This window comes from Sphingomonas sp. CFBP 13603 (genome assembly GCF_014892665.1).
In the GTDB taxonomy this organism is placed as follows: Bacteria; Pseudomonadota; Alphaproteobacteria; order Sphingomonadales; family Sphingomonadaceae; genus Sphingomonas.
This window is the reverse complement of sequence record NZ_JADBIA010000017.1, coordinates 16,461-39,565: the sequence shown is the minus strand read 5'-3', so window position 1 is coordinate 39,565 and position 23,105 is coordinate 16,461. Positions and strand designations below refer to the sequence as shown.

Below are 23,105 nucleotides of genomic sequence, written 5' to 3'. Positions count from 1 at the left end.
GCCGGGGCCCAATTGGGGAACGTTGCTAACGAAAGGCAGCGCGTCGTTACTCCACCTTTCCAGTTGGGCCCCGGCCTACGCCGGGGTGGTGGAGAGCGCGGCGGCGGTGCAGTAACCAACCGAGGCTAAGAGATTGCCCGGCTCCCTCCGCCACGCCATAGCGCGAGCGTGAACCGTTACCCTGCCCTCGCCTGCCTCGTCCTCGGTGCGATCGCTGCCACTGGGTTCGCCCCGCTCGATCTCTGGCCGCTGACTCTCGTCGCCTTCGCGCTGTGGATGAAGCTCGTCCACGACGCTCCAACCCTGCGCGGTGCACTCTGGCGCGGGTGGGTGTTCGGGGTCGGGCATTTCACCGTCAACAACAACTGGTTCAAGCACGCGTTCGACTTTCAGGATGCGATGCCGCCGGTGCTTGGCTATTTCGCCGCGGTCGGCCTAGCGCTGTATCTCGCGCTGTTCCCGATGCTCGCCGCAGGATTGGCCTGGCGGACGGCACGTCGCCCCGTCACGCCCGATGCGACGTTCGTGCTCGTCTTCGCCGCGGCCTGGATCGCGACCGAATGGCTCCGCGCGACGCTGTTCACCGGCTATGCCTGGGATCCGCTGAGCGTCGTCTGGCTCCCCGCGATCGGCATCGCGCGGCTGTCCGCCTGGATCGGCACCTACGCGCTGTCCGGCGTGACGATCCTCGCCGCCGGGGCGCTGCTGATGCTCGCCGTGCGCCGCTGGACCCTGCCCGCAATCGCGATCCCCGCGCTTGCGCTGGCCGCCATCTCAGCGCTCTGGACCAACGCACCGCCCCCCGCCCCCGGCACGCCTCTGGTTCGCGTGGTCCAGCCCGATATCGGTCAGGAAGACCGCAACGAATCCGACGGCGAACGCGTGCTCTCCGCGCTCGAAAAGCTCTCCGGCCAGGGCGGCGCTACACCGCGCCTCGTGGTCTGGCCGGAAGGCGTCGTTCGCGACTATCTCGAGGATGGCTATCCGTTCTACGCCTATGGCTGGTCGAGCCCGCTCTATCTTCGCCGTCGTATCGCACGCTTGTTGGGCCCCGAGGACATTCTCCTCACGGGCGGCACCGCGCTCGAGTTCGATGGCCAGGACCGCATATCGGGCGCCGCCAATTCGGTGTTCGCGCTGGACTCGCAAGCCCGGTTGCGCGGCCGTTACGACAAGGCGCATCTGGTGCCGTTCGGTGAATATCTGCCGCTCCCGTGGCTGCTCAAACCGCTCGGTCTTGCGCGTCTGGTGCCCGGCGACATCGACTTCACCTCGGGCAAGGGGCCGGCCAACCTGGCCTTCCCCGGCTTCGGTTCGATCGGCATGCAGATCTGCTACGAGATCATCTTCTCCGGCCACACCGTAGACCCGAATCACCGCCCGCGCCTGATCTTCAACCCGTCGAGCGACGCGTGGTTCGGCAAATGGGGTCCGCCGCAACATCTCGCGCAGGCCCGGATGCGTGCGATCGAGGAAGGGCTGCCGATCGTCCGCGCGACCCCCACGGGTATCTCCGCGATCATCGCCGCCGATGGCCGCCTCGTCGCGACCGTGCCGCACGAGACGGCGGGCGCGATCGAGCAGCCGATGCCGTCCGCGCTCCCGCCCACGCTGTTCTCGCGCGTCGGCAATGCAATGGCTGCGATCGTCGCCGGATTGATGCTTGCAAGCGCGGTTGCCCTGCGCCGCCGCCAGCGTTAGAAGGTCATATAAAGCTTTCCTTATATGACGCTCTATCGGCAGTTCGCCGGCGGGCATGACGAAGAGGCCCTCATGCGCAAGTCTTTCCTGTTCACCTCCGAATCGGTCTCCGAAGGCCATCCTGACAAGGTCGCCGACCAGATCAGCGACACGATCGTCGACCTGTTCCTCGCCAAGGACCCGCAGGCACGCATCGCCTGCGAGACGCTGACGACCACGCAACTCGTCGTCCTCGCCGGTGAAATCCGCGGCAAGGGTATCTACGAGAACGACCAGTGGGCCGACGGCGTCCTCGACGAGATCGAGGCCGCGGTGCGCAACACCGTCAAGGAAATCGGCTATGAGCAGTCGGGCTTCCACTGGGAGACGTTCCGCTTCGAGAACAACCTCCACGGCCAGTCCGCGCACATCGCGATGGGCGTAGACGAGAGCGGCAACAAGGACGAAGGCGCCGGCGACCAGGGCATCATGTTCGGCTATGCGACCGACGAGACCCCCGGCCTGATGCCTGCAACGCTGTATTACAGCCACAAGATCCTCGCCAAGATGGCCGAAGATCGCCACTCGGGCGCCGCGCCGTTCCTCGAGCCCGACGCCAAGAGCCAGGTCACGCTGTCGTACGAGAACGAAGTGCCGGTCGGCGCGACCGCACTCGTTGTCTCGACGCAGCACGCACCGGGCTATTGCGAGAAGGGCGACAACGCCGATGCCGCCAAGTACGCGGTGCTGCGCGACTATGTCATGGGCGTGTTCCAGGACGTGCTGCCCGACGGCTTCATCACCGACGAGACCGCGATCTACATCAACCCGACCGGCCAGTTCGAGATCGGTGGCCCCGACGGCGACGCCGGCGTGACGGGACGCAAGATCATCGTCGACACCTACGGCGGCGCTGCCCCGCATGGCGGCGGCGCGTTCTCGGGCAAGGATCCGACGAAGGTCGATCGTTCGGCAGCCTATGTCGCGCGCTATCTGGCGAAGAACGTCGTTGCGGCCGGCCTTGCGCGTCGCTGCACGATCCAGCTGAGCTACGCGATCGGCATCGCCGAGCCGCTGTCGGTGTACGTCGACACGCATGGCACCGGCACCGTCGACGAAGCCAAGCTCGAGGCGGTCCTGCCGAAGCTCGTTCGCCTGACGCCCAAGGGCATCCGCGAGCACCTCAAGCTCAACGCGCCGATCTACAAGAAGACGGCGGCGTACGGTCACTTCGGTCGCGAGCCCGAGGGTGACACGTTCACCTGGGAAAAGACCGATCTGGTCGATGCTCTGAAGGCTGCCGTCGCCTAATAGCGACGCCTTTGGTGATGCAAAAAAGCCTCCCGCGGATCGGTCCGTGGGAGGCTTTTTTGTTCACTCGGTCATCCTGAAAAAAGTCAGGATCAGGGTTACTGGCGGCGTCCATCATGGCTCTGGATCTGTCAGGATGACGGTCGGGGTTGGTTCGCACCGCGGAAATTGAGCCTTACTAGTCCCTCTCCCCGCCGGGGAGAGGGAGGGAGGAACCGCTTGGCGACGGAAGGGTGAGGGGCGTTGCGGAGAGGGCCCTAGCCTCACTCCCCCTCACCCTCCCACCCGGCTTCGCCGTGCGGGCCCCTCCCTCTCCCCGAGGGGAGAGGGGTTATCAAGGGCGAGGCGCGTACTAACCCATCCTTCGACATGCCGCTACGACACGCCCCGCGGCTACTCAGGACGAACGGCGTCGGTAACCTGAGCATGCCGCTGCTCGGTCAGGATCTGCCACGCAGTCAGGAACAGCGCAGCAACCAGCGGGCCAACAACGATACCGCTGAGCCCGACGATTTCGATCCCGCCCAGCGTCGTCACCAGCACGATGTAATCCGGAATCCCGGTATCGCGCCCGACCAGGATCGGCCGCAGGATATTGTCGGCCAGGCCGATCACCACAACGCCGGAGACGATCACGACCACACCCTGCCAGATCGCGCCCGTCGCCAGCAGGTATACCGCAACCGGCACCCAGACGATCGCGGGTCCGAGCGCAGGCAGCAGCGACGTGAGTGCCATCAGCAAACCCCAGAGCAAGGCCGCCGGTACGCCGACGATCCAGAAGGTCAGGCCGCCCAGAGCACCCTGGACGAGCCCGACGATCACCGATCCCTTGATCGTCGCGCGCACCACCGCGACGAACTTGTCGACCAGCTTCGCCGCCACCGAATGCTCGAACGGCAGTGCACGACGGATCGCAGGTCCCACCTTGTCACCGTCGCGAAGCAGGAAGAACGTCACGTACAGACCGACGCCGAACGACAGCAGGAACGCGGCTGCGTTACGGCCGATCGACAGCGCTTGCCCCGCGATCGAGCGGACGCTGTTGCCGAGAATGGTCGACACGCGCGACTGCGCCTGTTCGAAGCTGTTGAGCCCGGCCTTGTCGAGCGCGCCCTGAATGCGGTTCGGCATTGCGTCGTGAATCTGCTGGAAATACGCGCCGAAGTTGATCTGGCCGCTTTGCAGCTTGGCGTAGACCGAGGCGGACTGGTCGATCATCAGGCTGCCGATGAACAAGGTCGGCACGATCACCGCGACGAAAATGATCAACAACGTCAGCGCGGCCGCCAGATTGCGACGGTCGGGCCAGCGCTTGAGCAACCACTGGTAGAGCGACTGGAACAGGATCGCCGCCAACGCACTCCACAGCAACGCCGCCGCGAACGACGACACGACCACGCACAACGCGATCGTGATCGCCACCAGGAAGGTGATGAAGCCCCCCGTTTCCAGTCGACGCCTGTCGATCATTGCCGTGTCCCCTATCGTCGTATTGGTGTCGTCGTATTCGTATCGTCGTACTGGCCGGCCGAGCCGGTTCGTTTCAGAACGTCAAAACCGCCCCCCGGTGCGTACCGGAAGGCGGTCAAGACGCCGGCGCTGGTGGAGCGCCTAGAAGATCAGCGCAGCTTCTCGCTGCCGTTGATCAGTGCATCCTTCTGCGCCTGCGGCATCGCCTGCGCGTTCACGTCGGCATCGTCGATCGCATCCGACTGGTGCTCGGCATTGTCACGGACGGCCTCGGCCTGGTCTTCGAGATTGTCGGCGGTCGCTTCGAGCGCGTCGGCGCGGTTGTCCGCGGCCTTCTCGACCTGGCTGCCGAGCTTGTCATCGCCCTTGCCGCCGCATGCTGCGAGCGAGACGGCCATGGCGGCGAGCGTGACGGCGATGGAAAGCTTCTTCATGGGGATAGTCCATTCTAGTTACGATGCGGTGGCAACCGTCACGCGGGCGTAACGGTTCCGCTATCTCTTTCCGTAGCTTCACAAATCTTCGATTTCGCCGGCGAGTGTGTTCGTCGGGTAACACCGTGCCGCCCCATCAGCGTTCAGGTCTTGGCGTGCTCGATCAGCAACGGTGCCGTGTTCGCCACCGCCGTCTCGACCACGGGCGCAACCCGGTCGAACACCGCGCTGACAAGCGCTTCGGCGATCCAGCCGACTGCCGCACCGACGACCAGATCGGACAGATAATGCTTCCCGTTCACCGGTTGCGCCGCTGCGACTGCGCCGGAAATCAATGCCGCCGGACCGCCCGCGCCGGTAATGTCGCGCGACGCGGCACGCGCGACCGCAACCGCGCCCGCGGTGTGACCGGACGGGAACGACGTCTGCTCGTGATCGTCGCTGTTGCCCGGTTCGAACCGCGCCTTGCCGTCCTCGATCGCCTTTTCGGGGCGTGTGCGATCGATCGACGCCTTGATCGCCGACTTGACGAAGGTTGCCGCCGCGTGTGCCGCCAGCATGCGCACGCCGCCGCGGATCACCTCCGGTCGGCGCGCGATCAGGCCGATCACGACCGTGCCGATCGACGTCGCCACGAGCTGCGGCTGGTCGCCGATCTCGGCGAGGAACCCGGTCGCCTTGACCAGCGGTTCGTCGCGGTGCTCGGCGGCCTTGTACGTCGCCTCGCGGTCCACCTTCTCGACGGCCTTTGCGGCGTCCTTGGTCTTTCCCATCACGTCTCGCCCTGCCCGTCCATCTCGCCGCGCACCTGTGCATGCGCGAGCAAGGCGAACAACCCCGCACCGCCCAGCAAGTTGCCAAGCACCGCGGGCAGTATCAATTCGACCAACGTCTGCCATGCGCCGACATGGCCGGAGAACAGCAGCAGGAACGCCTCGTCCGAGCCGACGATCGAATGGCTGAACCCGCCGAGTGCGACGACATAGGTGATCGCGAAGATCACCAGGAACGCCTGTTGCCGCGCGTTGGGCAGCGACCAGGCGAGGATCGCGATCATGAACCCGGCGGGGATCGCGTTGACGAACGTCGCCCAGGCCGACAGCTCGGTGATCCGCATCGACACTTCGATCATCGCGCCGCGCAGCTCGCTGCTGCCGAGCACCCCCGCCGCGATCGCGCCGCCGGTAATTGCCGTCCCGATCAGATTTGCCGCGAGCACGACGCCCCACAGCCGCAGCGTCCGCTTCAGCGCCCAGCTCGACGGCTTCGTCACCAGCGGCAGCATCGCGCTGATCGTGCTTTCCGTGAACAGCTGCATCCGCCCGAGTATCACGACCAGGAAGCCGATCGGATAGCCGAGCGACACGACGATTGTCCGCCATGGCGTGTCGGGCAGCGCCTGATGCAGCGCACCTTCCGCGATCAGCGAACTGGAGATCGCCATGCCCGCGGCAAGCCCCGAGAAGAACAGCGACGACACCGGGCGGTCGAGTTCCTCCTCGCCCGCCTCGCGCACGGCCTTGTGCAGGTCCTGCGCATCGGCGGCCTTGAGGTCCTCGACGTCTTCGCCGGACGAATTGGAAGCGTTGTCGACCATTACGAGCGTGTAACGGTTCGCGTCATGCTTTGCTCCGAGGCAATCGCCCGCTAGAGCGCGCGCGATGAACGATCCTTCTGTTATCCGCCGCCTCTATGGCCGTCGCCAGGGCCACAAGCTGCGTCTCGGCCAGGCCGCGCTCGTCGAGGAAACGCTCGCCGAGCTGTCGGTGCCCGAAGAAGGGCCGATCGATGCGATGACGCTGTTCGGCGACAATCGTCCGCTCCATGTCGAGATCGGCTTCGGCGCGGGCGAGCATCTGGCGGGACAGGCCGCGATGAACCCGGACGTCGGCTTCATCGGCTGCGAGCCGTTTCTCAACGGCGTCGTCGGTGCACTCGCGCACATCCGCGACGGCGAACTGACCAACGTCCGGTTGCACATGGGCGACGCGCTGGAAGTGATCGAGCGCCTGCCCGACGCCAGCCTGGACCGGCTGTACCTGCTGCATCCCGATCCATGGCGGAAGGCACGCCATGCGAAGCGCCGCATGGTCAACCACGGCCCACTCGACACGATCGCCGCCAAGCTGAAGCCAGGCGCGGAGTTCCGGCTAGGCACCGACGATCCGACCTATTGCCGCTGGTCGATGATGATCATGAACGCCCGCCGCGATTTCGAATGGCAGGCAAACACCCCGCACGACTTCCTGGCTCGCCCCGACGACTGGCCCGAGACGCGGTACGAGCGGAAAGCGCGGCGGCAAGGGCACGAGGTCTGGTATTACCGGTATATTCGGATCTGACCGGATACCGGGAAAGCCATCGATCTTGGTATCGAAAAGCCGCGCCTTTCAAAGCGTATGGGTCTGAGACGCCAACGGCCAAACTGCGACGATCTATCGGTCGGACGACGTTCACGATCTTCCTATCCGGCATATTTTCCCACATGGTGCCGGCATGCCGACGATCCCCGCCATTTCGACGATCGCCCAGACGATCCAGCTTTCGCTTGCGCCGGTCTTCATGCTGGCGGGCATCGGACAGTTGCTCAACGTACTCGCCGGACGATTGTCGCGCGTGATCGACCGCGCGCGGAAGCTGGAGCAGTTGCACCCGAATTTTTCCGCGGCCGATCGCACGCGCTACGGCTGGGAGCTGCGGTTGCTCGACCGCCGGATGACGATCATCAACGCGGCGCTGTTCCTAGCGGTGTCGAGCGCGATCATGACCTGCGTGCTAATCGCGCTGCTGTTCATCGCCGAACTCGCCAAGCTTCATTTCGGCACCGCGGTCGCGCTGTGCTTCATCCTCGCGATGATCCTGCTGATCGCAGCGCTTGTCTCGTTTATCTTCGAGGTCCGGATGTCGTTGCGGGCCTTCCGGATCCGGCCGGAGTTGCTGAAGGACCTGTTATGATCGAGAAGCGCGTGCTGCAGGCGGTGATCGCGGTCGCGTGCCTGTTGCCGCTGATCGTCGGTGGCCAAGGCGTGCTGCAGGGCCCCACGCCGTTCGGCCATCTCACCGAGGTGCCACGCGATCTCGACAGCCACTTCCGGTATATCTCCGGCATCTTCTTCGCGACCGGCCTGGGCTTCGTCAGTTGCATTCCGGATATCGAGCGCAAGGGACCGCGGTTTCGGTTGCTGGGCGGGTTGATCTTCGTTGGCGGGCTGTCGCGCGGGATCTCGTTGCTCGCGGTCGGTGTGCCGTCGCAGGGCCATGTGCTCGGGCTGGTGATGGAGACGGTGGTCGTGCCGTTGCTGATGCTCTGGCAGTGGAATTTCGCGCAGCGGGCTACCCGAGCCTGACGATCCTCCCCCGCCAAGGGGTGGATCGAGCGGTCAGCGTGCAGCGTCCAGGCCCGGACCGGCATCGGCGGTCGGCAGATACCGTGGCGCGACCCGCGCCTTCGCCCTCTGCTCATACGCATAGCCGGCACCGAGAACCGCTGCGTCGCCATACTTCGTCGCGATGAACGACAGCCCGACCGGCAAACCGCGAACCAGCCCCATCGGCACGGTCAGGTTCGGATAGCCCGCCACCGCCGGCAGTCCGCTCGAGCTCGGGCCACCATATTGATCACCGTACACAGGCTCGCTCAGCCACGCGGGGCCGTAGGTCGGCTCGACCAGTAATGTAGCGCCCGCCGCCTTGAGCATCGCGTCGATCCCCTCCGCACCCGCCAGCCGCAGCGATTTCGCGCGCGCTGCCTTGTACGCCGGATCGTTCAACCCCTTGGTCTTCGCCGCAGCCTCGAACGTCTCCTGCGCAAAGAAGGGCATTTCGGTCGCCGCGTTAGCCGTGTTGAACGCGATGACCTGATCGAGCGTCCGCGTGCGGACCGCCGCTGGCGTGGTCGCGAGATAGGTGTCGAGATCGGCCTTCAACTCGGTCTGGAGCACGACGAGTTCCGCCTCGCCGAGCCCATCGAGCTTGGGCTGCTTGACCTCGACCAGCACCGCGCCCGCAGCCTTCAACACATCAAGCGAGGCCTGGTATTTCGCCGCAAGGTCCGCGGTCATCTCGGGCCGGATCACGCCGATGCGCAGGCCCGATAGCGCGCTGGTCGACAGCCCCGCCGCATAGTCGCGCTGGTAAGCCCCTGCCCCCGCGGTCGCGGCATCGGCAGGATCGGCCGCGATCATCGCCGAGAACAGCGTCGCGACGTCGCGCACGCTCCGCGCCATCGGCCCCGGCGTATCCTGGCTGTGGCTGATCGGCACGACATGCGTGCGGCTCACGAGGCCCAGCGTCGGCTTCAACCCGACCAGTCCGTTAAGCGACGACGGGCACACCACCGAGCCGTCGGTCTCGGTGCCGATCGCCGCCGCCGCGAAGCTCGCCGCGATCGCCGCGCCCGAGCCGCTCGACGATCCGCACGCGGTCCGGTCGAGCGCGTAGGGATTCTTGACCAGGCCGCCGACCGCACTCCAGCCGCTCATCGACCGAGTCGAGCGGATGTTCGCCCATTCGCTGAGGTTGGTCTTCCCCAGGATCACCGCCCCCGCGGCGCGGAGTTGCGCGACCACGGGCGCGTCGCGACGGGTCATGTTATCCTTCAGCGCGAGGCTGCCGGCCGTCGTCGGCATAGCGTCGGCGGTCTCGACATTGTCCTTGATCAGCACCGGCACGCCGTGGAGCGGCCCACGGATGCGCCCGGCGTTACGTTCGGCGTCGAGCGCCCTGGCCTGCGCCAGCGCTTCGGGGTTGAGCGCGATGACGGCGCGTAAAGTCGGCCCCTTGCGGTCCATCGCCGCGATCCGCGCGAGATAGGCGCGGACGAGGTCGACGCTGCTCGCCTTGCCGGACGTCATCGCCGCCTGGAGCTGGTCGATCGACTGTTCCTCGACCGCGACCGTCTTGGCGCTCGCGACGGCTGGAACGGCGGTTGCGAGCAATAGCCCGATGATAACCTTACGCATTTTGCGAATCCCCTTTGGTGCGAGGCTATCGGGGTTGCGCATCCACGCCAAGCGGTCTGAACGATGCTCGACACAATGCGTTACGGATCGGCAACGGATAGGGGAATGGCGTGCGTCTCGTGTTGAAGATCGTCGGGGGCATCGTGCTGCTGGCGGTCGTGATCGTCGCGCTGGCGGTGACGATCGTCCCACGCTTCCTCGACCGCATCTACTATCGTGGGCCCGCGAGTGGCCATTTCGACGGCGCGCACTTCGCCAATCCCGACAACGACGCCGACACGCAGCAGATCCAGCCGGCCGGCGGGGGGCGTGCGAGCTTCTTCTGGCGCTATTTCACCGGCAGCGATGGGCGGCCTGCGTGGCCGACATCGGTCGCGGTAAACCGCATCGCGCCGCCCGCCCGCGTCGAGGGTGAGCGGATGGTCGTGACGTGGGTCGGCCATGCGAGCGTGCTGATCCAGACGCAGGGGCTCAACATCCTCACCGATCCGGTCTGGGCGGAGAAGGCCGGGCCGCTCGGCACGGGGCCGAGTCGTGTCGCCGAGCCGGGGATCGCGTTCGATGCGCTGCCCGGGATCGACCTCGTGCTGGTCAGCCACAATCATTACGATCATCTCGACAAGGCGACGCTGAAGCGGCTCTGGCAGCGCGATCGGCCGCGGATCGTTACGAGCTTGGGCAACGACAGCGTGATCGGCCAGACCGGCGCGCAGGCGACCGCGCTCGACTGGGGCCAGCGGGTGGCGATCAAGCCCGGCGTCGACGTCGTCGTGACGCGCAACCATCATTGGGGCAGCCGCTGGTTCACCGACAGAAATCGCGCGCTGTGGTCGAGCTTCGTCGTAACCCTGCCGGGCGGGAACGTGTTCTTTGCGGGCGATACCGGGATGGGCGACGGCCAATGGCCGGTCGAAGCCGCGGCGCTGGGGCCGATCCGGCTGGCGCTGATCCCGATCGGTGCGTTCCGGTTCGTCGACGGGCAGATGGAGTCGGGCAGCCATATCGGGCCAGTCGATGCCGTCGAGGTGTATCGCCGGCTGGGCGCCGCGCACGCGATCCCGATCCACTGGGGAACGTTCCGGCTGTCGTTCGAGGGATATGATACGCCGCCGAAACTGCTGGCGGCGGCGATGCGGTGCACGGGGCAGACTGGGTTTGCGCCGGTGGCGATCGGGCATCCGACGGAGGTTGCGGGGTATGTGAAGCCGGCGGCGGTTACGCCGATGCCGCGGGAGGCTTTGCTTAAATGCCTCGATACGCCACAGGTTCGCGCGCTCCGCTAAATTCTCCGTCACTCCGAAGCTGTTCGTCGGGTATCCTCTTCAAGCTAGTAAGCTTGTTTCCCCGCGAAGGCGGGGACCCAGACTGGGCTCCCGCCTTCGCGGGAGAACAAGGAGGATGAAGGGTAACGCCGGCTCCACATCCGACCTCCCCGGCGAAGGCCGGGGCCCAGTTGGAAAGGTCGCAGTAACGGAAGACCGCGTTAAGTTAGCGACGTTCCTCAACTGGGCCCCGGCCTTCGCCGGGGAGGTGTACCTGCTCGGACGCGATAGGCGCCGAACACAGCACGCACCTCACCCCATCTTGAACACGCAAAGCTTGTTGCCGTCCGGATCGCGGAAATATGCGCCGTAGAAGCCCATCTCCTCAGGTCCACGCGTGCCGGCAGCGCCTTCGTCCGCGCCGCCGAGTTCGATCGCCTTGGCGTAGACCTGGTCGACCTGCTCGCGCGAATCCGCCGCTAGCGCGACCATCGTACCATTGCCCGCGGTGGCGGCCGCGCCGTCATAGGGCTTGCCGATCACCAGCATCGGCTTGTCGGGGCCCGCGCCGTAGAAGGTCAACTGGCGCGCGTCGGGCATTTGCATCAGGCGCTTGCCGCCGACCGTCGCGAACAGCGCATCGTAGAACGCGAGCGCCGAGTCGATGTCGTTGGTGCCGAGCGTCGCGTAACCGATCATGGGTCTCTCCTCTTATGAATAAGGAGCGATATCGGCGGGTTACGCGGGGGACGCAACTAGCTGTTCCCCCGCGAAGACGGGGTCCAGGCCCGAACCCTCCCGGCATGGATGGTGCAGTAATCCCTGGGCCCCCGCGTTCGCGGGGGAACCCAAAGCTTAATGCCATCAGCCGACGAAGGCGCGCTCGATCACGAACGTACCCGGCTTCGAATTCGCGCCCTCCTCGAAGCCCTGCGCCTCGAGCATCACCGCGAATTCCTTGATCATCTCGGTCGATCCGCACAGCATCGCGCGGTCGGTCTCGGGGTTGAGCTTCTGCTCGCCGCGGACCGGGTGGCCGAACAGCGACGCATCCTCGATCAGCGCACCGATCCGTCGCGTCGTGCGGAACGGCTCGCGCGTCACGGTCGGGATGTAGTGGAACTGGGTCTGCGCCTCGTCCGCGATCAGCGGGTCCTCCGCCAGCAGCCCGACCATCTCGTCATGATAGGCGAGATCGCTCACGCGGCGCACGCTGTGCACGACGATCACCTGCTCATACGCCGCATAGACGTCGGGATCGCGCATCAGGCTGAGGAACGGCGCGAGTCCGGTGCCGGTCGAGAACATGAACAACCGCTTCCCCGGCAGCAACGCGTCGAGCACCAACGTGCCGGTCGGCTTCTTGCCGAGATACACTTCGTCGCCGGGCTGAATCAGCTGAAGCTTCGAGGTCAGCGGGCCATCCTCGACCTTGATCGACAGGAACTCCAGCTCCTCCGAATAATGCGGGGACGCGATCGAATAGGCGCGCATGATCGGCTTGCCGCCCTCCTGCGGAAGACCGATCATCACGAACTCGCCCGAGCGGAAGCGGAAGGTCGATGGCCGCTCGATCGCGAAGCTGAACAGATGTTCGTTCCAGTGACGCACCCACAGCACCTTGGCGTTGAGGAACGCGGGGGTCTCGGGGATCAGCGCGGGCGCGCGGGTTGCTTCGACGGTCGGGGCGGTCATGCGTCTATTCCTTGGCCTGCGCGCGGGCGCTGGCGGATCGATGGCTTGCGAAACGGTCGCATTATGGGCGCGAGCCGGACGGGTCAACAACAGCTAAACTTGGCATCGGCCAAACAGGTCCCGTGGCCGTTGCCGACTCAGGCCATGTTCCCCATATTCCCCCTCGATGGCCATTCAGATCCGCACCAGCCTCGCCGAGCCCGAAACCGGCGAAAGCTTCGTCCCGCACCGCCCGACCGCGCGCCCCGACAAGGTCGAGGGCGGCAAGCGGTTCAACCTCGTCAGCGAGTACGAACCCGCGGGCGACCAGCCGACCGCGATCGCCGAACTCGTCTCCGCGATCGGCGACGGCGAGAAGGACCAGGTGCTGCTCGGCGTCACTGGCTCGGGCAAGACCTTCACGATGGCCAGCGTCATCAACCGCGTCCAGCGCCCCGCACTGATCCTCGCGCCGAACAAGATTCTCGCCGCGCAGCTGTACGGCGAGATGAAATCGTTCTTCCCCGACAACGCGGTCGAATATTTCGTCAGCTATTACGATTATTACCAGCCCGAGGCGTATGTCGCGCGCTCCGACACCTACATCGAGAAGGAATCCTCGACCAACGAGTCGATCGACCGGATGCGGCATTCCGCTACCCGCGCGTTGCTCGAACGCGACGACGTGATCATCGTCGCGTCGGTGTCATGCCTGTACGGCATCGGCTCGGTCGAGACCTATTCGGCGATGATCTTCGACCTGAAGAAGGCCACGACGGTCGACCAGCGCGAGATAGTGCGGAAGCTCGTCGCGCTCCAGTACAAGCGCAACGACGCGGCGTTCCAGCGCGGCAATTTCCGCGTGAAGGGCGACACGCTGGAGATCTTCCCGTCGCATTACGAGGACAGCGCGTGGCGCATCTCGTTCTTCGGCGACGATATCGAGGAGATCATCGAGTTCGATCCGCTGACCGGCAAGAAGGTCGCGTCGCTGAACTCGGTGCGCGTGTACGCGAACTCGCATTACGTTACCCCCGGCCCGACGCTCAAGCAGGCGGGCGAGGCGATCAAGCACGAGCTCGCCGAGCGGCTGAAGGAGCTGGTGCTGGAGGGCAAGCTGCTGGAAGCACAGCGGCTCGAGCAGCGCACCAACTTCGATCTGGAGATGATCGCGGCGACCGGCTCCTGCGCGGGGATCGAGAATTACAGTCGCTTCCTCACCGGCCGCATGCCTGGCGAACCGCCACCCACTTTGTTCGAATATCTCCCGGACAACGCTTTGCTTTTCGTCGACGAGAGCCACGTCACGATCGGCCAGATCAACGGCATGTCGCGCGGCGATCACCGTCGCAAACTGACACTGGCGGAATACGGCTTTCGCCTGCCGTCGGCGATCGACAACCGCCCGCTGCGCTTCAACGAATGGGACGCGATGCGCCCGCCGACGACCTATGTCTCGGCGACCCCGGGCAGCTGGGAAATGGAGCAGACCGGCGGCGTGTTCGCCGAGCAAGTCATCCGCCCGACCGGACTGATCGATCCGCCCGTCGAGATCAAGCCGGTCGAGGAACAGGTCCAGGACCTGATCGTCGAGGTCGGCAAAACGACCGCGCTCGGCTACCGCACCCTAGTCACCACCCTGACCAAGCGGATGGCAGAAGATCTGACCGAATACATGCACGAAGCGGGCATAAAAGTCCGCTACATGCACAGCGACGTCGAGACGCTGGAACGCATCGAACTGATCCGCGACCTACGGCTCGGCGTGTACGACGTGCTGATCGGCATCAACCTGTTGCGTGAGGGATTGGACATCCCCGAATGCGGGCTGGTCGCGATCCTCGATGCGGACAAGGAGGGCTTCCTGCGGTCCGAGACGTCGTTGATCCAGACGATCGGGCGTGCGGCGCGCAACGTCGATGGCCGCGTGATCCTGTACGCCGACCGCGTCACCGGATCGATGGAGCGCGCGATGAACGAAACCTCGCGCCGCCGCGAGAAGCAGGTCGCGTACAACACCGAGCACGGCATCACCCCGACGACGATCCGCCGCAACATCGGCGACATCATCGCGCACGTGGCGAGCCAGGATCAGGTGACGATCCCGATCGACGAGGACCGCCCGCACATGGTCGGTCACAACCTGCGCGCGTATATCGAGGACCTCGAGAAGCAGATGCGCAAGGCTGCGTCGGATCTGGAGTTCGAGACCGCAGGGCGACTGCGCGATGAAATCCGCCAGCTGGAGAACGAGGAGCTCGGCCTGCCAGTCGACCAGCAGAAAGCGCCGGTCATGGGTCGCTCTAACGAGGGCAAGCCAGGCACGCGAAAAACGCGTTACGGCAAGAGCCAGAAAATGCGGATGGGGGGATCGCGATCGCGGTGACCGCGGACGTGACCGGTGCGGGCAACTCACCCGCACCGGTCGAAGTGCAACTCAGCCGACGACGAGGTCTTCGCTGCTCGACCCGTAATAGCTTGCGACGCGGTCGGCATAGGCCTGGTCGAACACTGGTGCGTTGTTCGCCCAACTCGGGCCGCCTTCGAGGACGCGCTTGTCGATCGTGACGACGTAGAGGTCGCGGACGGCGTCGAACTGGAGGAGCGCGAACGGCAGCGGGTAGAAGCTCTTGCCCATGCCGAGGAAGCCGCCGAGGCTGAGCACGGCATGCGTGACGCGGCCGGTGCCCTTATGCACCATGAACGCGTGGACCGAGCCGACATTGTCGCCGTCGCGGCTCTCGACCTTCATCGTGCCGGAGATGTTCGACTGGACGAGTAGCTGGGTCGGCGTCTGGGCGGCGGTATCGGACATTGACGTTCTCCTGATTTCTTCCGTCGTTGAACCGGTATCACCGTGCGGCGGTTCCCGCCGGGCGCGCTTCGTCGTACTTGAGCGACCGCCGGGCGTGCCGCATAGCGATGCGATGCGCACACCGTCCCTTCACCTCGTCGGCTTGCGATCGCTTGCCCGCCCCCGCGTCCTGGCGCGACTTGCCGGTCTGGCGACGCTAGCGTCGATCGCGGGCTGCGTACCGCCTCCGCGTGCGGAAGCGCCGCCCCCGCCGCGCACCGTGGCCCCGGCCCCGGAGCCGCGTCCGGCACCGATTGCTGCCGACTGGCGCGACTGGCCGTATTCGCCGGGGACGTGGGTGTACCGCCGCGATGCCCGCGGTTCGATTGCGTTGTTCGGGCCAGCCAATGCCGACGCGTCGCTGACGGTGCGGTGCGACACTACGGCGCGCCAGGTATATCTGTCGCGCGCGGGCAGTACGCCGACGCCGCTGACGATCCGCACGTCGAGCGTTACGCGCGCCGTGTCCGTACAGCCGACCGGAGGCACGCCGCCCTATGTCGCGGCTGCGCTGATGCCGAACGATTCGTTGCTGGAGGCGATGGGGTTCAGCCGAGGGCGGTTCGTCGTCCAGCAGGCCGACCTGCCGCCGCTGGTCGTGCCCGCCTGGGCCGAGATCGAGCGCGTCACCGAGGATTGCCGCGGCTGATATCGACGAACCGGCAGTCGCACAGGATTGACCGAAAACTTCCGTAAAACAAGGCTTGTATCGCAGGCGCGGTCGGCACACATTGGCGTTGCGGTCAGGCTTGGCCGCGTTGTTTCAACAAGCGAAAGGAGGTGATCCGATGTCTCATGGTTCAGCAGTGAGTTCGGTTCGGTTCGTTCGGAGGACGCACCGCTAACGCCGCCGACATGCGTGGGGAGTATCCTCTCCCAGTCAACGCGTGTGTCACAGGATAGGTGGTACGCATGGTCCTCCGGGCTGGAGCTCTCCGGCCGCTGACCATGTCAGGAGGCTGTCGGTTCGTCGGGAGACGATCCGGCAGCCTCTTTTCGTTTGTGAGAACTACGGGGCGTGTTGGCATGCTGCGCTCGGGGGCAAACCCATTGCCCGGCCCGCGCCGCCTAATGTGAGGCCAGTTCCAGACTCCACAGCGCTACGTACTTGATCGGTTAAGTTTTGCGGCATTGTGTGCCGAAACTATCCAGAGATTCCGGGACGTTTGGCACGCCGCCGTCCGTGCCAGATCGAAGGGGCAGCGCACGTCCTTGGTCTCCCGCGAAGGCGGGAGCCCAGTCTGGATCTCCGCCTTCGCGGGGAAACATGCTGGTTTAGGTGCACATGCTACGCTTTGCCCCGTCGAGGCGCCGGCTGCCCAAGACCGCGGCCTTACAGGAACGACTTCGCCCGGTTGAGGACGATGTTGCACATCCGCGTCTTCACCTGCCCGCCGAGGTCGTCGAGCGAAAACGCCTGGCCGTTCGGTGCCTGCACTTCGCCATCCTGTCCGGCGGCATAGCCCGGCGACGTCTGCACACCCTGTCGTCCCGTCAGTCGCTGGAGGATCGATTGCGCGCCGGTCGCCTGGGCTCTCGTGGTGCTGCCCGCTCGCGGTGCATTCCGCCCACCGGTCAGCGCGCCAAGCGCGCCGCCCTGCCCGAGCAGATTGTTCTTTAGGCAATACCCGAGCAGGCCAGCCGCGTTCCCGGCACCGATCGATCCGACGCTCGGCAACGCACCACCTAGCAGGCCACCGAGGCCGCCAAGTCCACCCAGACCGCCAAGACCGTTTTGCGTCGACGCCGACTCGGGTGCGCTGGTCTGGGCCGATGCGGAGGTCGCGAGGGCGAAGGCTGCGACGAGGGCGATTGCGGTCTTGGGCATGATACGGAGCTCCGATAAGGTCGTATTACCAACAGGACTGGCGGGGGTGCGTTCCGAGCTCGGCTTCGCTCAGCCGCCCGCAAAGAACGCGTCGACGGATCCGCGCTTGGCGCTCAACGCCGCCGCCACCCGTCGGCGGGCATCGTAATATGCCAGCGCCGGCGCCGCCGGATCGGTCCTGCGAAGGCGTGCGGCCTCCGCGTCCGTCAGGCTGCTCTCGCGCGCAACATGATCCGCATACCCCTCCTGCTGCCAAGTCGGGAGCATAGCACTGCGCACTTCGCCAAGATGGTTGGCGATCATGATGTGCGTCGTCTCGTGCGCGATCACGCCGGACAGCGTCCGGGTACCACCGATCGCACGACCGTTCGTGACGCGATCCGCGGCGACGTCACTGCGGTTGAAGACGATCGCCGAACTGAAGGGCCGGCGGAACGCGAAGGCGCCCGGCGACTGGATCGCCAGAAGGCGCCACCGCCAGCCGCCGTCCGTCAGGAACAGCGACCGATCGAGCGGCCCGGTGTAGATCGGGCTGGCGCGCAACAACCCTTCCGCGTGCGCCAGTTCGCTGGCGATACGCGGATCGATCGGACGCTCAGCAAAGATGGTGACGGTGCCGACGCGCTGTTTGTACGGAAACGCTAGCGACTGCGGCGTGTAGACCACCGCGACGGCAAGCAGAAGGAGGATGGCCACGACCCACTGGACGGGGCCCTGCCCCCTTCTGCGTGCGCGGGTCGTCATGCCGGCGTCAGCAAGCCTTCACGCGCGATCTTCTCGCGCCACACCAGCGGTGCAAGCTGGTGGACGTTCTCGCCCGCGGAATCGACCGCGACGGTCACCGGGAAGTCGCTGACCTCGAATTCGTAGATCGCCTCCATCCCGAGATCGGCGAAGCCGACGACCTTCGAGCCCTTGATCGCGCGCGCGACCAGATACGCCGCCCCGCCGACCGCCATCAGATACGCGGACTTGGCCTCGGCGATCGCCTTGGTCGCATCGCCCCCGCGCTCCGCCTTGCCGACCATCGCCAGCAGGCCCTGGTCGAGCATCATCCGGGTGAACTTGTCCATTCGCGTGGCGGTGGTGGGTCCCGCCGGGCCGACGACTTCCTCGCCGACCGGATCGACCGGGCCTACGTAATAGATCACGCGACCCTTGAAATCGACCGGCAGCGGCTCGCCCGCATCGAGCATGTCCTTGATCCGCTTGTGCGCCGCATCGCGCCCGGTCAGCATCTTGCCGTTGAGCAGCAGGCGGTCGCCATGCTTCCACGTCTGCACGACGTCGGGCGTCAGCGTGTCGAGATCGACGCGGATCGCGGCCTTGTCGGGCGTCCAGTTGACGTCGGGCCATTCCTCCAGCTTCGGCGCTTCCAGATACACCGGGCCCGAGCCGTCGAGCACGAAATGCGCGTGGCGCGTGGCGGCGCAGTTGGGGATCATCGCGACCGGCTTCGACGCGGCGTGCGTCGGCCAGTCGAAGATCTTGACGTCGAGGATGGTGGACAGGCCGCCCAGCCCCTGCGCGCCGATGCCGAGCGCGTTGACCTTGTCGTAGATCTCGATCCGCAGCGCCTCGATGTCGTTCCTGGGGCCGCGCGCTTTCAGCTGCGCCATGTCGATCGAGCCCATCAGCGACTGCTTGGCGAGGATCATCGACTTCTCGGCGGTGCCGCCGATGCCGATGCCGAGCATCCCCGGCGGGCACCAGCCGGCGCCCATCTGCGGGATCATCTCGAGCACCCAGTCGACGATCGAGTCGGATGGGTTCATCATCTTGAACTTCGACTTGTTCTCGCTGCCGCCGCCCTTTGCCGCGACGTCGATCGAGACGGTGTTGCCGGGCACCATCTCGACATGCATCACGCTCGGCGTGTTGTCCTTGGTGTTGCGGCGGGTGAAGGCGGGGTCGGCGAGGATCGACGCGCGCAGCTTGTTCTCGGGGTTGAGATAGGCTTTCCGCACGCCTTCATCGATCACTTCCTGCAAGGAACGGGTCGACTCGAGGCGGCAATCCTGGCCCCATTTGACGAAGATCGTGACGATCCCGGTGTCCTGACAGATCGGGCGGTGGCCCTCCGCGCACATCCGGCTGTTCGTGAGGATCTGCGCGATCGCATCCTTGGCGGCGGGGCTCTGCTCGGCCTCGTACGCGACACCCAGCGCACGGATATAGTCCATCGGGTGGTAGTAGCTGATGAACTGGAGCGCGTCGGCGACGCTTTCGATCAGGTCGGCTTCGGTGATGACGGTCATGCAGCGCCTTTACGGATACAGGTTTGCCGGGGTCTTAGCGGCGATCGCGCGATTTTTGAAGATGGGGTCGTTGCGGTGATCGGGGCGCAAACGGCCAAAGGTTACGATAAGGTCACACCAACGTGCCCTCTCATCTACGATGCCACCAAACGGAAAAGGTCGGGATGACCTCAGCGCCACCCCGACCTTTCCCAGTTATAACAAATGGTTAGTGCGATTACATCGGTGGCGTCAGGCCGTCCTTGCCCACTGCGACCGACCTAGCGCCCTTGGAGTCCGCCGAGATGATCGCGAACAGCTTCTGGCCCTTGGCGAGGACCGTGCGCTGGGCCGGCTCGAACCGGACGATCGGCGTGCCGACGGGAACGACGACCTGTGCCTTACCGCCCTTGTACGAGATGCTAAGCTTGGTCTCGCCGGGCTTGCCTGCACCGCCTGTAACGGTGCCGTTGGTCATGCCGCTCTGCTGCGCGACCGTGCCGTTCGTCATCGCGCTCTGGCCATCGACCGTACCGTTGGTCATCGCGCTCTGCCCGTCGACGGTGCCGTTGGTCATTGCGCTGGACCCGTTTGTGCCGCCGCCTGCAGCCGCGACCGCGCCGGGGACGTCCCAGGGATAATGACCCTCGCCGGTGCCGCGCATCGCCTCGGGGAAGATGACCAGTTCGACCGCGCGCAGGGCGTCGTCGGGGCCGGTCGTCGCGGTGCCGATGAAATCGCCGTCCTTGAGCGTCGACAGGTCGGACTTCACCACCCAGGCGAACTTGGTGTTGGCGTCGAGCGGCACGGTGGCCGACTCGCCGTCATAGGTCTGGACGGTCAGCGCGTCGGCGCCGATCGCGGTGATGACACCGCGGACGCGGTTGACCGCCGGGGTCGCGCTCGCCGCGGCGCTGGTGTTGCCCATGGCGATGTTTGCGGTCGAGGTGTTCGAGTCCGTCGAAGTCGTCTGACCACAGCCGCCGAGGACCGCGATCATGCCGCTCAGCAGCATCAGCTTTTTCGTCAACATCGCAGTAAATCCTTCACAATATCAAAGCGTAGCGCCGAGACGGCACCGGCGATCGGTTCGCAGACGGCCATGATGATATGGTCGATGTACCTCAACGCCGGAAGGGACAATCGGTCGCATCGCATGGACAGGGCGGGCGGGCGACCGGAAGGCCATTTCGGCGGCGGCAGGCCGACTTCGGCTTTCCGCGCGGCGCTGCCCCGCCTAGAATGTGCCGATGCAGGATATCAGAAACATCGTCGTCCTGACGGGCGCGGGCATCTCGGCGGAAAGCGGGATCGCGACGTTTCGCGGGCCGGGCGGCTTGTGGGAGGGGCACCGTGTCGAAGACGTGTGCACCCCCGAGGCGCTCGCGGCGGATCCCGAACTGGTGCACCGGTTCTACGATCTGCGGCGCGCGGCTCTGGCGACGGTCGAGCCTAACACCGCGCACCATGCGCTGGCACGGCTGGATGCGGCTTGGGACGGCGAGCTGCTGATCGTCACGCAGAATGTCGACGATCTGCACGAGCGAGCGGGCGCGACGCGGATGCTGCATATGCATGGCGAGTTGTTGTCGGCCTTGTGTGCCGTTTGCGGCGCGCGTGAGGCTTGGACGGGGGCGTTGCCGGAGGGGTCGGTGTGCGGCGCGTGCGGGGCGGCGGCGTTGCGGCCGGACATCGTGTTCTTTGGCGAGATGCCGTACCAGATGGAGCGGATCGAGGCGGCGTTGGCGAAGGCGGATCTGTTCGTGTCGATCGGGACTTCGGGCGCGGTGTATCCGGCGGGGGGGTTCGTGCAGACCGCGGCGAATCATGGTGCGCGGACGCTTGAGCTGAACCTTGATCCGTCGATGGGGAGCGTGTTCTTCGAGGAGACGCGGATCGGTGCGGCTGGGGTGTTGGTGCCGGCTTGGGTTGAGGAGGTTCTGTCCTAGGCTTGCTCCCCCGCTTAAGCGGACGCTACGCCACATCGCCCCCCCCCGGCGAAGGCCGGGGTCCAATTGGAGAGGTTGCAGTAACGATGCGCCGGCCGCCGTTATGGACGTCCCCCAATTGGGCCCCGGCCTTCGCCGGGGTGGTTGTGAGTTGGTGGCTTCGGCGCACCTAGTGGTCGACAGAAGATTTGTTCTCCCGCGAAGGCGGGAGTCCAGTCTGGGCCCCCGCCTTCGCGGGGGAACAGTCTCTTGGGTGGGTTCAGTCGACCCAGTCGAGGCCCATGTCGCGGTAGACTTCGCGGTCTTCGTCCCAGCCGGGTTTGACCTTTACGTGCAGGTACAGATGCACGGGCTTGCCGGTGATCGACGCGAGTTCGATGCGGGAGCGGGCGCCGATTTCCTTAATGCGGACGCCGCCCTTGCCGAGCACGATCGCGCGCTGGGTGGGGCGTTCGACGAGGATCTGCTGGTGGATTTCGAGGCTGCCGTCCTGGCGTTCGATATACTGCTCGGTCTCGATCGTGCTCGCATAGGGGAGTTCGGCGTGGAGCTGGAGATAGAGCTGCTCGCGCGTGACTTCCGATGCCAGCGCGCGCTCGGTCGAGTCGGAGACCTGGTCCTCGGGGTAGTGCCACGGACCTTCTGGCATCGCCTTGGCGAGCTGCGTCTTGAAGTGGGCGAGGCCGTCGCCGGTGCCGGCGCTGATGAAGAACGTTTCGGCGAAGGGGAGCAGTGCGTTGAGTTTCTCGGCGTGGATCAGCAGCTTGGTCTTGTCGGCGAGGTCGACCTTGTTGAGGATCAGCCAGATCGGCTCGGTCCGGCCGACCAGCGATTCGACGATCGTGGTGACCTTGCCGCCGATCCCGCCCTTCGCGTCGACCACCAGCGCGATGATGTCGGAGCCCTCCGCGCCACCCCAGGCAGCCGCGACCATCGCGCGGTCGAAGCGGCGCTTGGGCTCGAAGATGCCGGGCGTGTCGACGAGCAGGATCTGCGTGTCGCCCTCGATCGCGACGCCCATGAGCTTGGCGCGCGTCGTCTGCGCCTTGGGGCTGACGATCGCGACCTTCTGGCCGACGAGCGCGTTGACGAGTGTCGACTTGCCCGCGTTCGGCGCGCCGACGATGGCGACTAGGCCGCAATGCTTTGGGGCGGAGATTTCAGGCGTGGTAGGTTCGGTCACTTAGGCTCTTTTCGGCATCGGGATATTCGGGGGCGGTCATATAGACAAAACGCCCTCGCGTCATTCCCGCCAAACTGCGGCCCTGCCCGTCGTCGCTCGGTTCACAGTTCAGGAAAGAGAAGTTGGTTCACGCGGAGGCGCGGAGCCGCGGAGATGGTGTGGATGGGGCTCGCGCCGTCTTCAATTATGCACCGCCGATTAGCTCGGAGGCGTTCGGGGCACGGCCTGAGTTCCAATCGCACAACCTCCGCGGCTCCGC

At 65.7% G+C, this 23,105-nt stretch carries 22 protein-coding genes; 9 read left to right on the top strand and 13 right to left on the bottom strand.

The window, feature by feature from the left end; genetic code table 11:
* Window positions 1–168: 168 nt before the first annotated feature.
* Entirely contained in the window at window positions 169–1,701 is a 1,533-nt protein-coding gene (gene lnt / locus IFR23_RS19020; RefSeq protein WP_192977195.1) for an apolipoprotein N-acyltransferase, read from the top strand.
* Between the two features lie 72 nt (window positions 1,702–1,773).
* Window positions 1,774–2,991 (top strand): methionine adenosyltransferase, encoded by a 1,218-nt coding sequence (metK, locus tag IFR23_RS19015; protein WP_107963296.1) that lies wholly within the window; start codon window positions 1,774–1,776, stop codon window positions 2,989–2,991.
* Between the two features lie 393 nt (window positions 2,992–3,384).
* Here the strand turns inward: metK and IFR23_RS19010 are convergent, their stop codons facing one another.
* The 4 genes from IFR23_RS19010 to IFR23_RS18995 form a co-directional block, all read right to left on the bottom strand.
* Window positions 3,385–4,464: an AI-2E family transporter gene (locus IFR23_RS19010; RefSeq protein WP_192977194.1), complete on the bottom strand. Its 1,080-nt coding sequence runs from the start codon at window positions 4,462–4,464 to the stop codon at window positions 3,385–3,387.
* A gap of 149 nt (window positions 4,465–4,613) precedes the next feature.
* Entirely contained in the window at window positions 4,614–4,898 is a 285-nt protein-coding gene (locus IFR23_RS19005; RefSeq protein WP_107963164.1) for an LptM family lipoprotein, read from the bottom strand.
* A 143-nt stretch (window positions 4,899–5,041) separates the two neighbouring features.
* Window positions 5,042–5,671, bottom strand: coding sequence for a phosphatase PAP2 family protein (locus IFR23_RS19000; RefSeq protein WP_192977193.1), 630 nt, complete (start codon window positions 5,669–5,671; stop codon window positions 5,042–5,044).
* On the bottom strand, window positions 5,671–6,495 hold the full coding sequence (locus IFR23_RS18995) for a formate/nitrite transporter family protein (protein ID WP_192977192.1): 825 nt from the start codon (window positions 6,493–6,495) through the stop codon (window positions 5,671–5,673). The genes IFR23_RS19000 and IFR23_RS18995 overlap by 1 nt, the downstream gene beginning before the upstream one ends.
* 64 nt (window positions 6,496–6,559) lie before the next feature.
* Here IFR23_RS18995 and trmB point away from each other — a divergent pair, with 64 nt between their 5' ends.
* From trmB to IFR23_RS18980, 3 genes are all read left to right on the top strand, one after another.
* Entirely contained in the window at window positions 6,560–7,240 is a 681-nt protein-coding gene (gene trmB / locus IFR23_RS18990) for a tRNA (guanine(46)-N(7))-methyltransferase TrmB (RefSeq protein WP_192977191.1), read from the top strand.
* Between the two features lie 154 nt (window positions 7,241–7,394).
* On the top strand, window positions 7,395–7,853 hold the full coding sequence (locus IFR23_RS18985; protein ID WP_056053043.1) for a DUF2721 domain-containing protein: 459 nt from the start codon (window positions 7,395–7,397) through the stop codon (window positions 7,851–7,853).
* Window positions 7,850–8,245 carry a DUF4345 domain-containing protein gene (locus IFR23_RS18980; RefSeq protein ID WP_192977190.1) on the top strand — a complete coding sequence of 132 codons (396 nt, stop codon included), beginning with the start codon at window positions 7,850–7,852 and terminating at the stop codon, window positions 8,243–8,245. Before IFR23_RS18985 ends, IFR23_RS18980 begins: the two co-directional genes overlap by 4 nt.
* A gap of 33 nt (window positions 8,246–8,278) precedes the next feature.
* Here the strand turns inward: IFR23_RS18980 and IFR23_RS18975 are convergent, their stop codons facing one another.
* On the bottom strand, window positions 8,279–9,859 hold the full coding sequence (locus IFR23_RS18975; protein ID WP_192977189.1) for an amidase: 1,581 nt from the start codon (window positions 9,857–9,859) through the stop codon (window positions 8,279–8,281).
* A gap of 119 nt (window positions 9,860–9,978) precedes the next feature.
* On the opposite strand from IFR23_RS18975, the gene IFR23_RS18970 reads away from it, so the two are divergent.
* Window positions 9,979–11,142: an MBL fold metallo-hydrolase gene (locus tag IFR23_RS18970; RefSeq protein WP_192977225.1), complete on the top strand. Its 1,164-nt coding sequence runs from the start codon at window positions 9,979–9,981 to the stop codon at window positions 11,140–11,142.
* Window positions 11,143–11,433: 291 nt separating this feature from the next.
* Here IFR23_RS18970 and IFR23_RS18965 read toward each other — a convergent pair whose 3' ends face one another.
* Window positions 11,434–11,820, bottom strand: coding sequence for a VOC family protein (locus IFR23_RS18965; protein WP_056489810.1), 387 nt, complete (start codon window positions 11,818–11,820; stop codon window positions 11,434–11,436).
* A 165-nt stretch (window positions 11,821–11,985) separates the two neighbouring features.
* Entirely contained in the window at window positions 11,986–12,816 is an 831-nt protein-coding gene (locus IFR23_RS18960) for a ferredoxin--NADP reductase (protein WP_056065556.1), read from the bottom strand.
* A gap of 166 nt (window positions 12,817–12,982) precedes the next feature.
* On the opposite strand from IFR23_RS18960, the gene uvrB reads away from it, so the two are divergent.
* Entirely contained in the window at window positions 12,983–15,181 is a 2,199-nt protein-coding gene (gene uvrB / locus IFR23_RS18955; RefSeq protein ID WP_192977188.1) for an excinuclease ABC subunit UvrB, read from the top strand.
* A gap of 51 nt (window positions 15,182–15,232) precedes the next feature.
* Here the strand turns inward: uvrB and IFR23_RS18950 are convergent, their stop codons facing one another.
* On the bottom strand, window positions 15,233–15,610 hold the full coding sequence (locus IFR23_RS18950; RefSeq protein ID WP_056065550.1) for a PRC-barrel domain-containing protein: 378 nt from the start codon (window positions 15,608–15,610) through the stop codon (window positions 15,233–15,235).
* A gap of 112 nt (window positions 15,611–15,722) precedes the next feature.
* Here IFR23_RS18950 and IFR23_RS18945 point away from each other — a divergent pair, with 112 nt between their 5' ends.
* On the top strand, window positions 15,723–16,298 hold the full coding sequence (locus tag IFR23_RS18945; RefSeq protein WP_244655799.1) for a hypothetical protein: 576 nt from the start codon (window positions 15,723–15,725) through the stop codon (window positions 16,296–16,298).
* Window positions 16,299–16,982: 684 nt separating this feature from the next.
* Here IFR23_RS18945 and IFR23_RS18940 read toward each other — a convergent pair.
* From IFR23_RS18940 to IFR23_RS18925, 4 genes are all read right to left on the bottom strand, one after another.
* Complete coding sequence (locus IFR23_RS18940; protein WP_192977187.1) at window positions 16,983–17,477, bottom strand: DUF2501 domain-containing protein; 495 nt, start codon at window positions 17,475–17,477, stop codon at window positions 16,983–16,985.
* Between the two features lie 69 nt (window positions 17,478–17,546).
* Entirely contained in the window at window positions 17,547–18,173 is a 627-nt protein-coding gene (locus IFR23_RS18935) for a hypothetical protein (RefSeq protein WP_192977186.1), read from the bottom strand.
* A 44-nt stretch (window positions 18,174–18,217) separates the two neighbouring features.
* Complete coding sequence (locus IFR23_RS18930; RefSeq protein ID WP_056489828.1) at window positions 18,218–19,735, bottom strand: fumarate hydratase; 1,518 nt, start codon at window positions 19,733–19,735, stop codon at window positions 18,218–18,220.
* A 217-nt stretch (window positions 19,736–19,952) separates the two neighbouring features.
* The gene (locus IFR23_RS18925) at window positions 19,953–20,747 is read right to left on the bottom strand and encodes a hypothetical protein (RefSeq protein WP_192977185.1); all 795 of its coding nucleotides are present in this window, start codon (window positions 20,745–20,747) and stop codon (window positions 19,953–19,955) included.
* Between the two features lie 217 nt (window positions 20,748–20,964).
* On the opposite strand from IFR23_RS18925, the gene IFR23_RS18920 reads away from it, so the two are divergent.
* A complete protein-coding gene (locus IFR23_RS18920; RefSeq protein ID WP_192977184.1) occupies window positions 20,965–21,663 on the top strand; it encodes an NAD-dependent deacylase in 699 nt (232 codons plus the stop codon).
* Between the two features lie 259 nt (window positions 21,664–21,922).
* On the opposite strand, the gene era is transcribed toward IFR23_RS18920, so the two are convergent.
* Window positions 21,923–22,846, bottom strand: a complete 924-nt coding sequence (gene era, locus IFR23_RS18915) for a GTPase Era (protein WP_235518981.1) — start codon at window positions 22,844–22,846, stop codon at window positions 21,923–21,925.
* Window positions 22,847–23,105 lie beyond the last annotated feature (259 nt).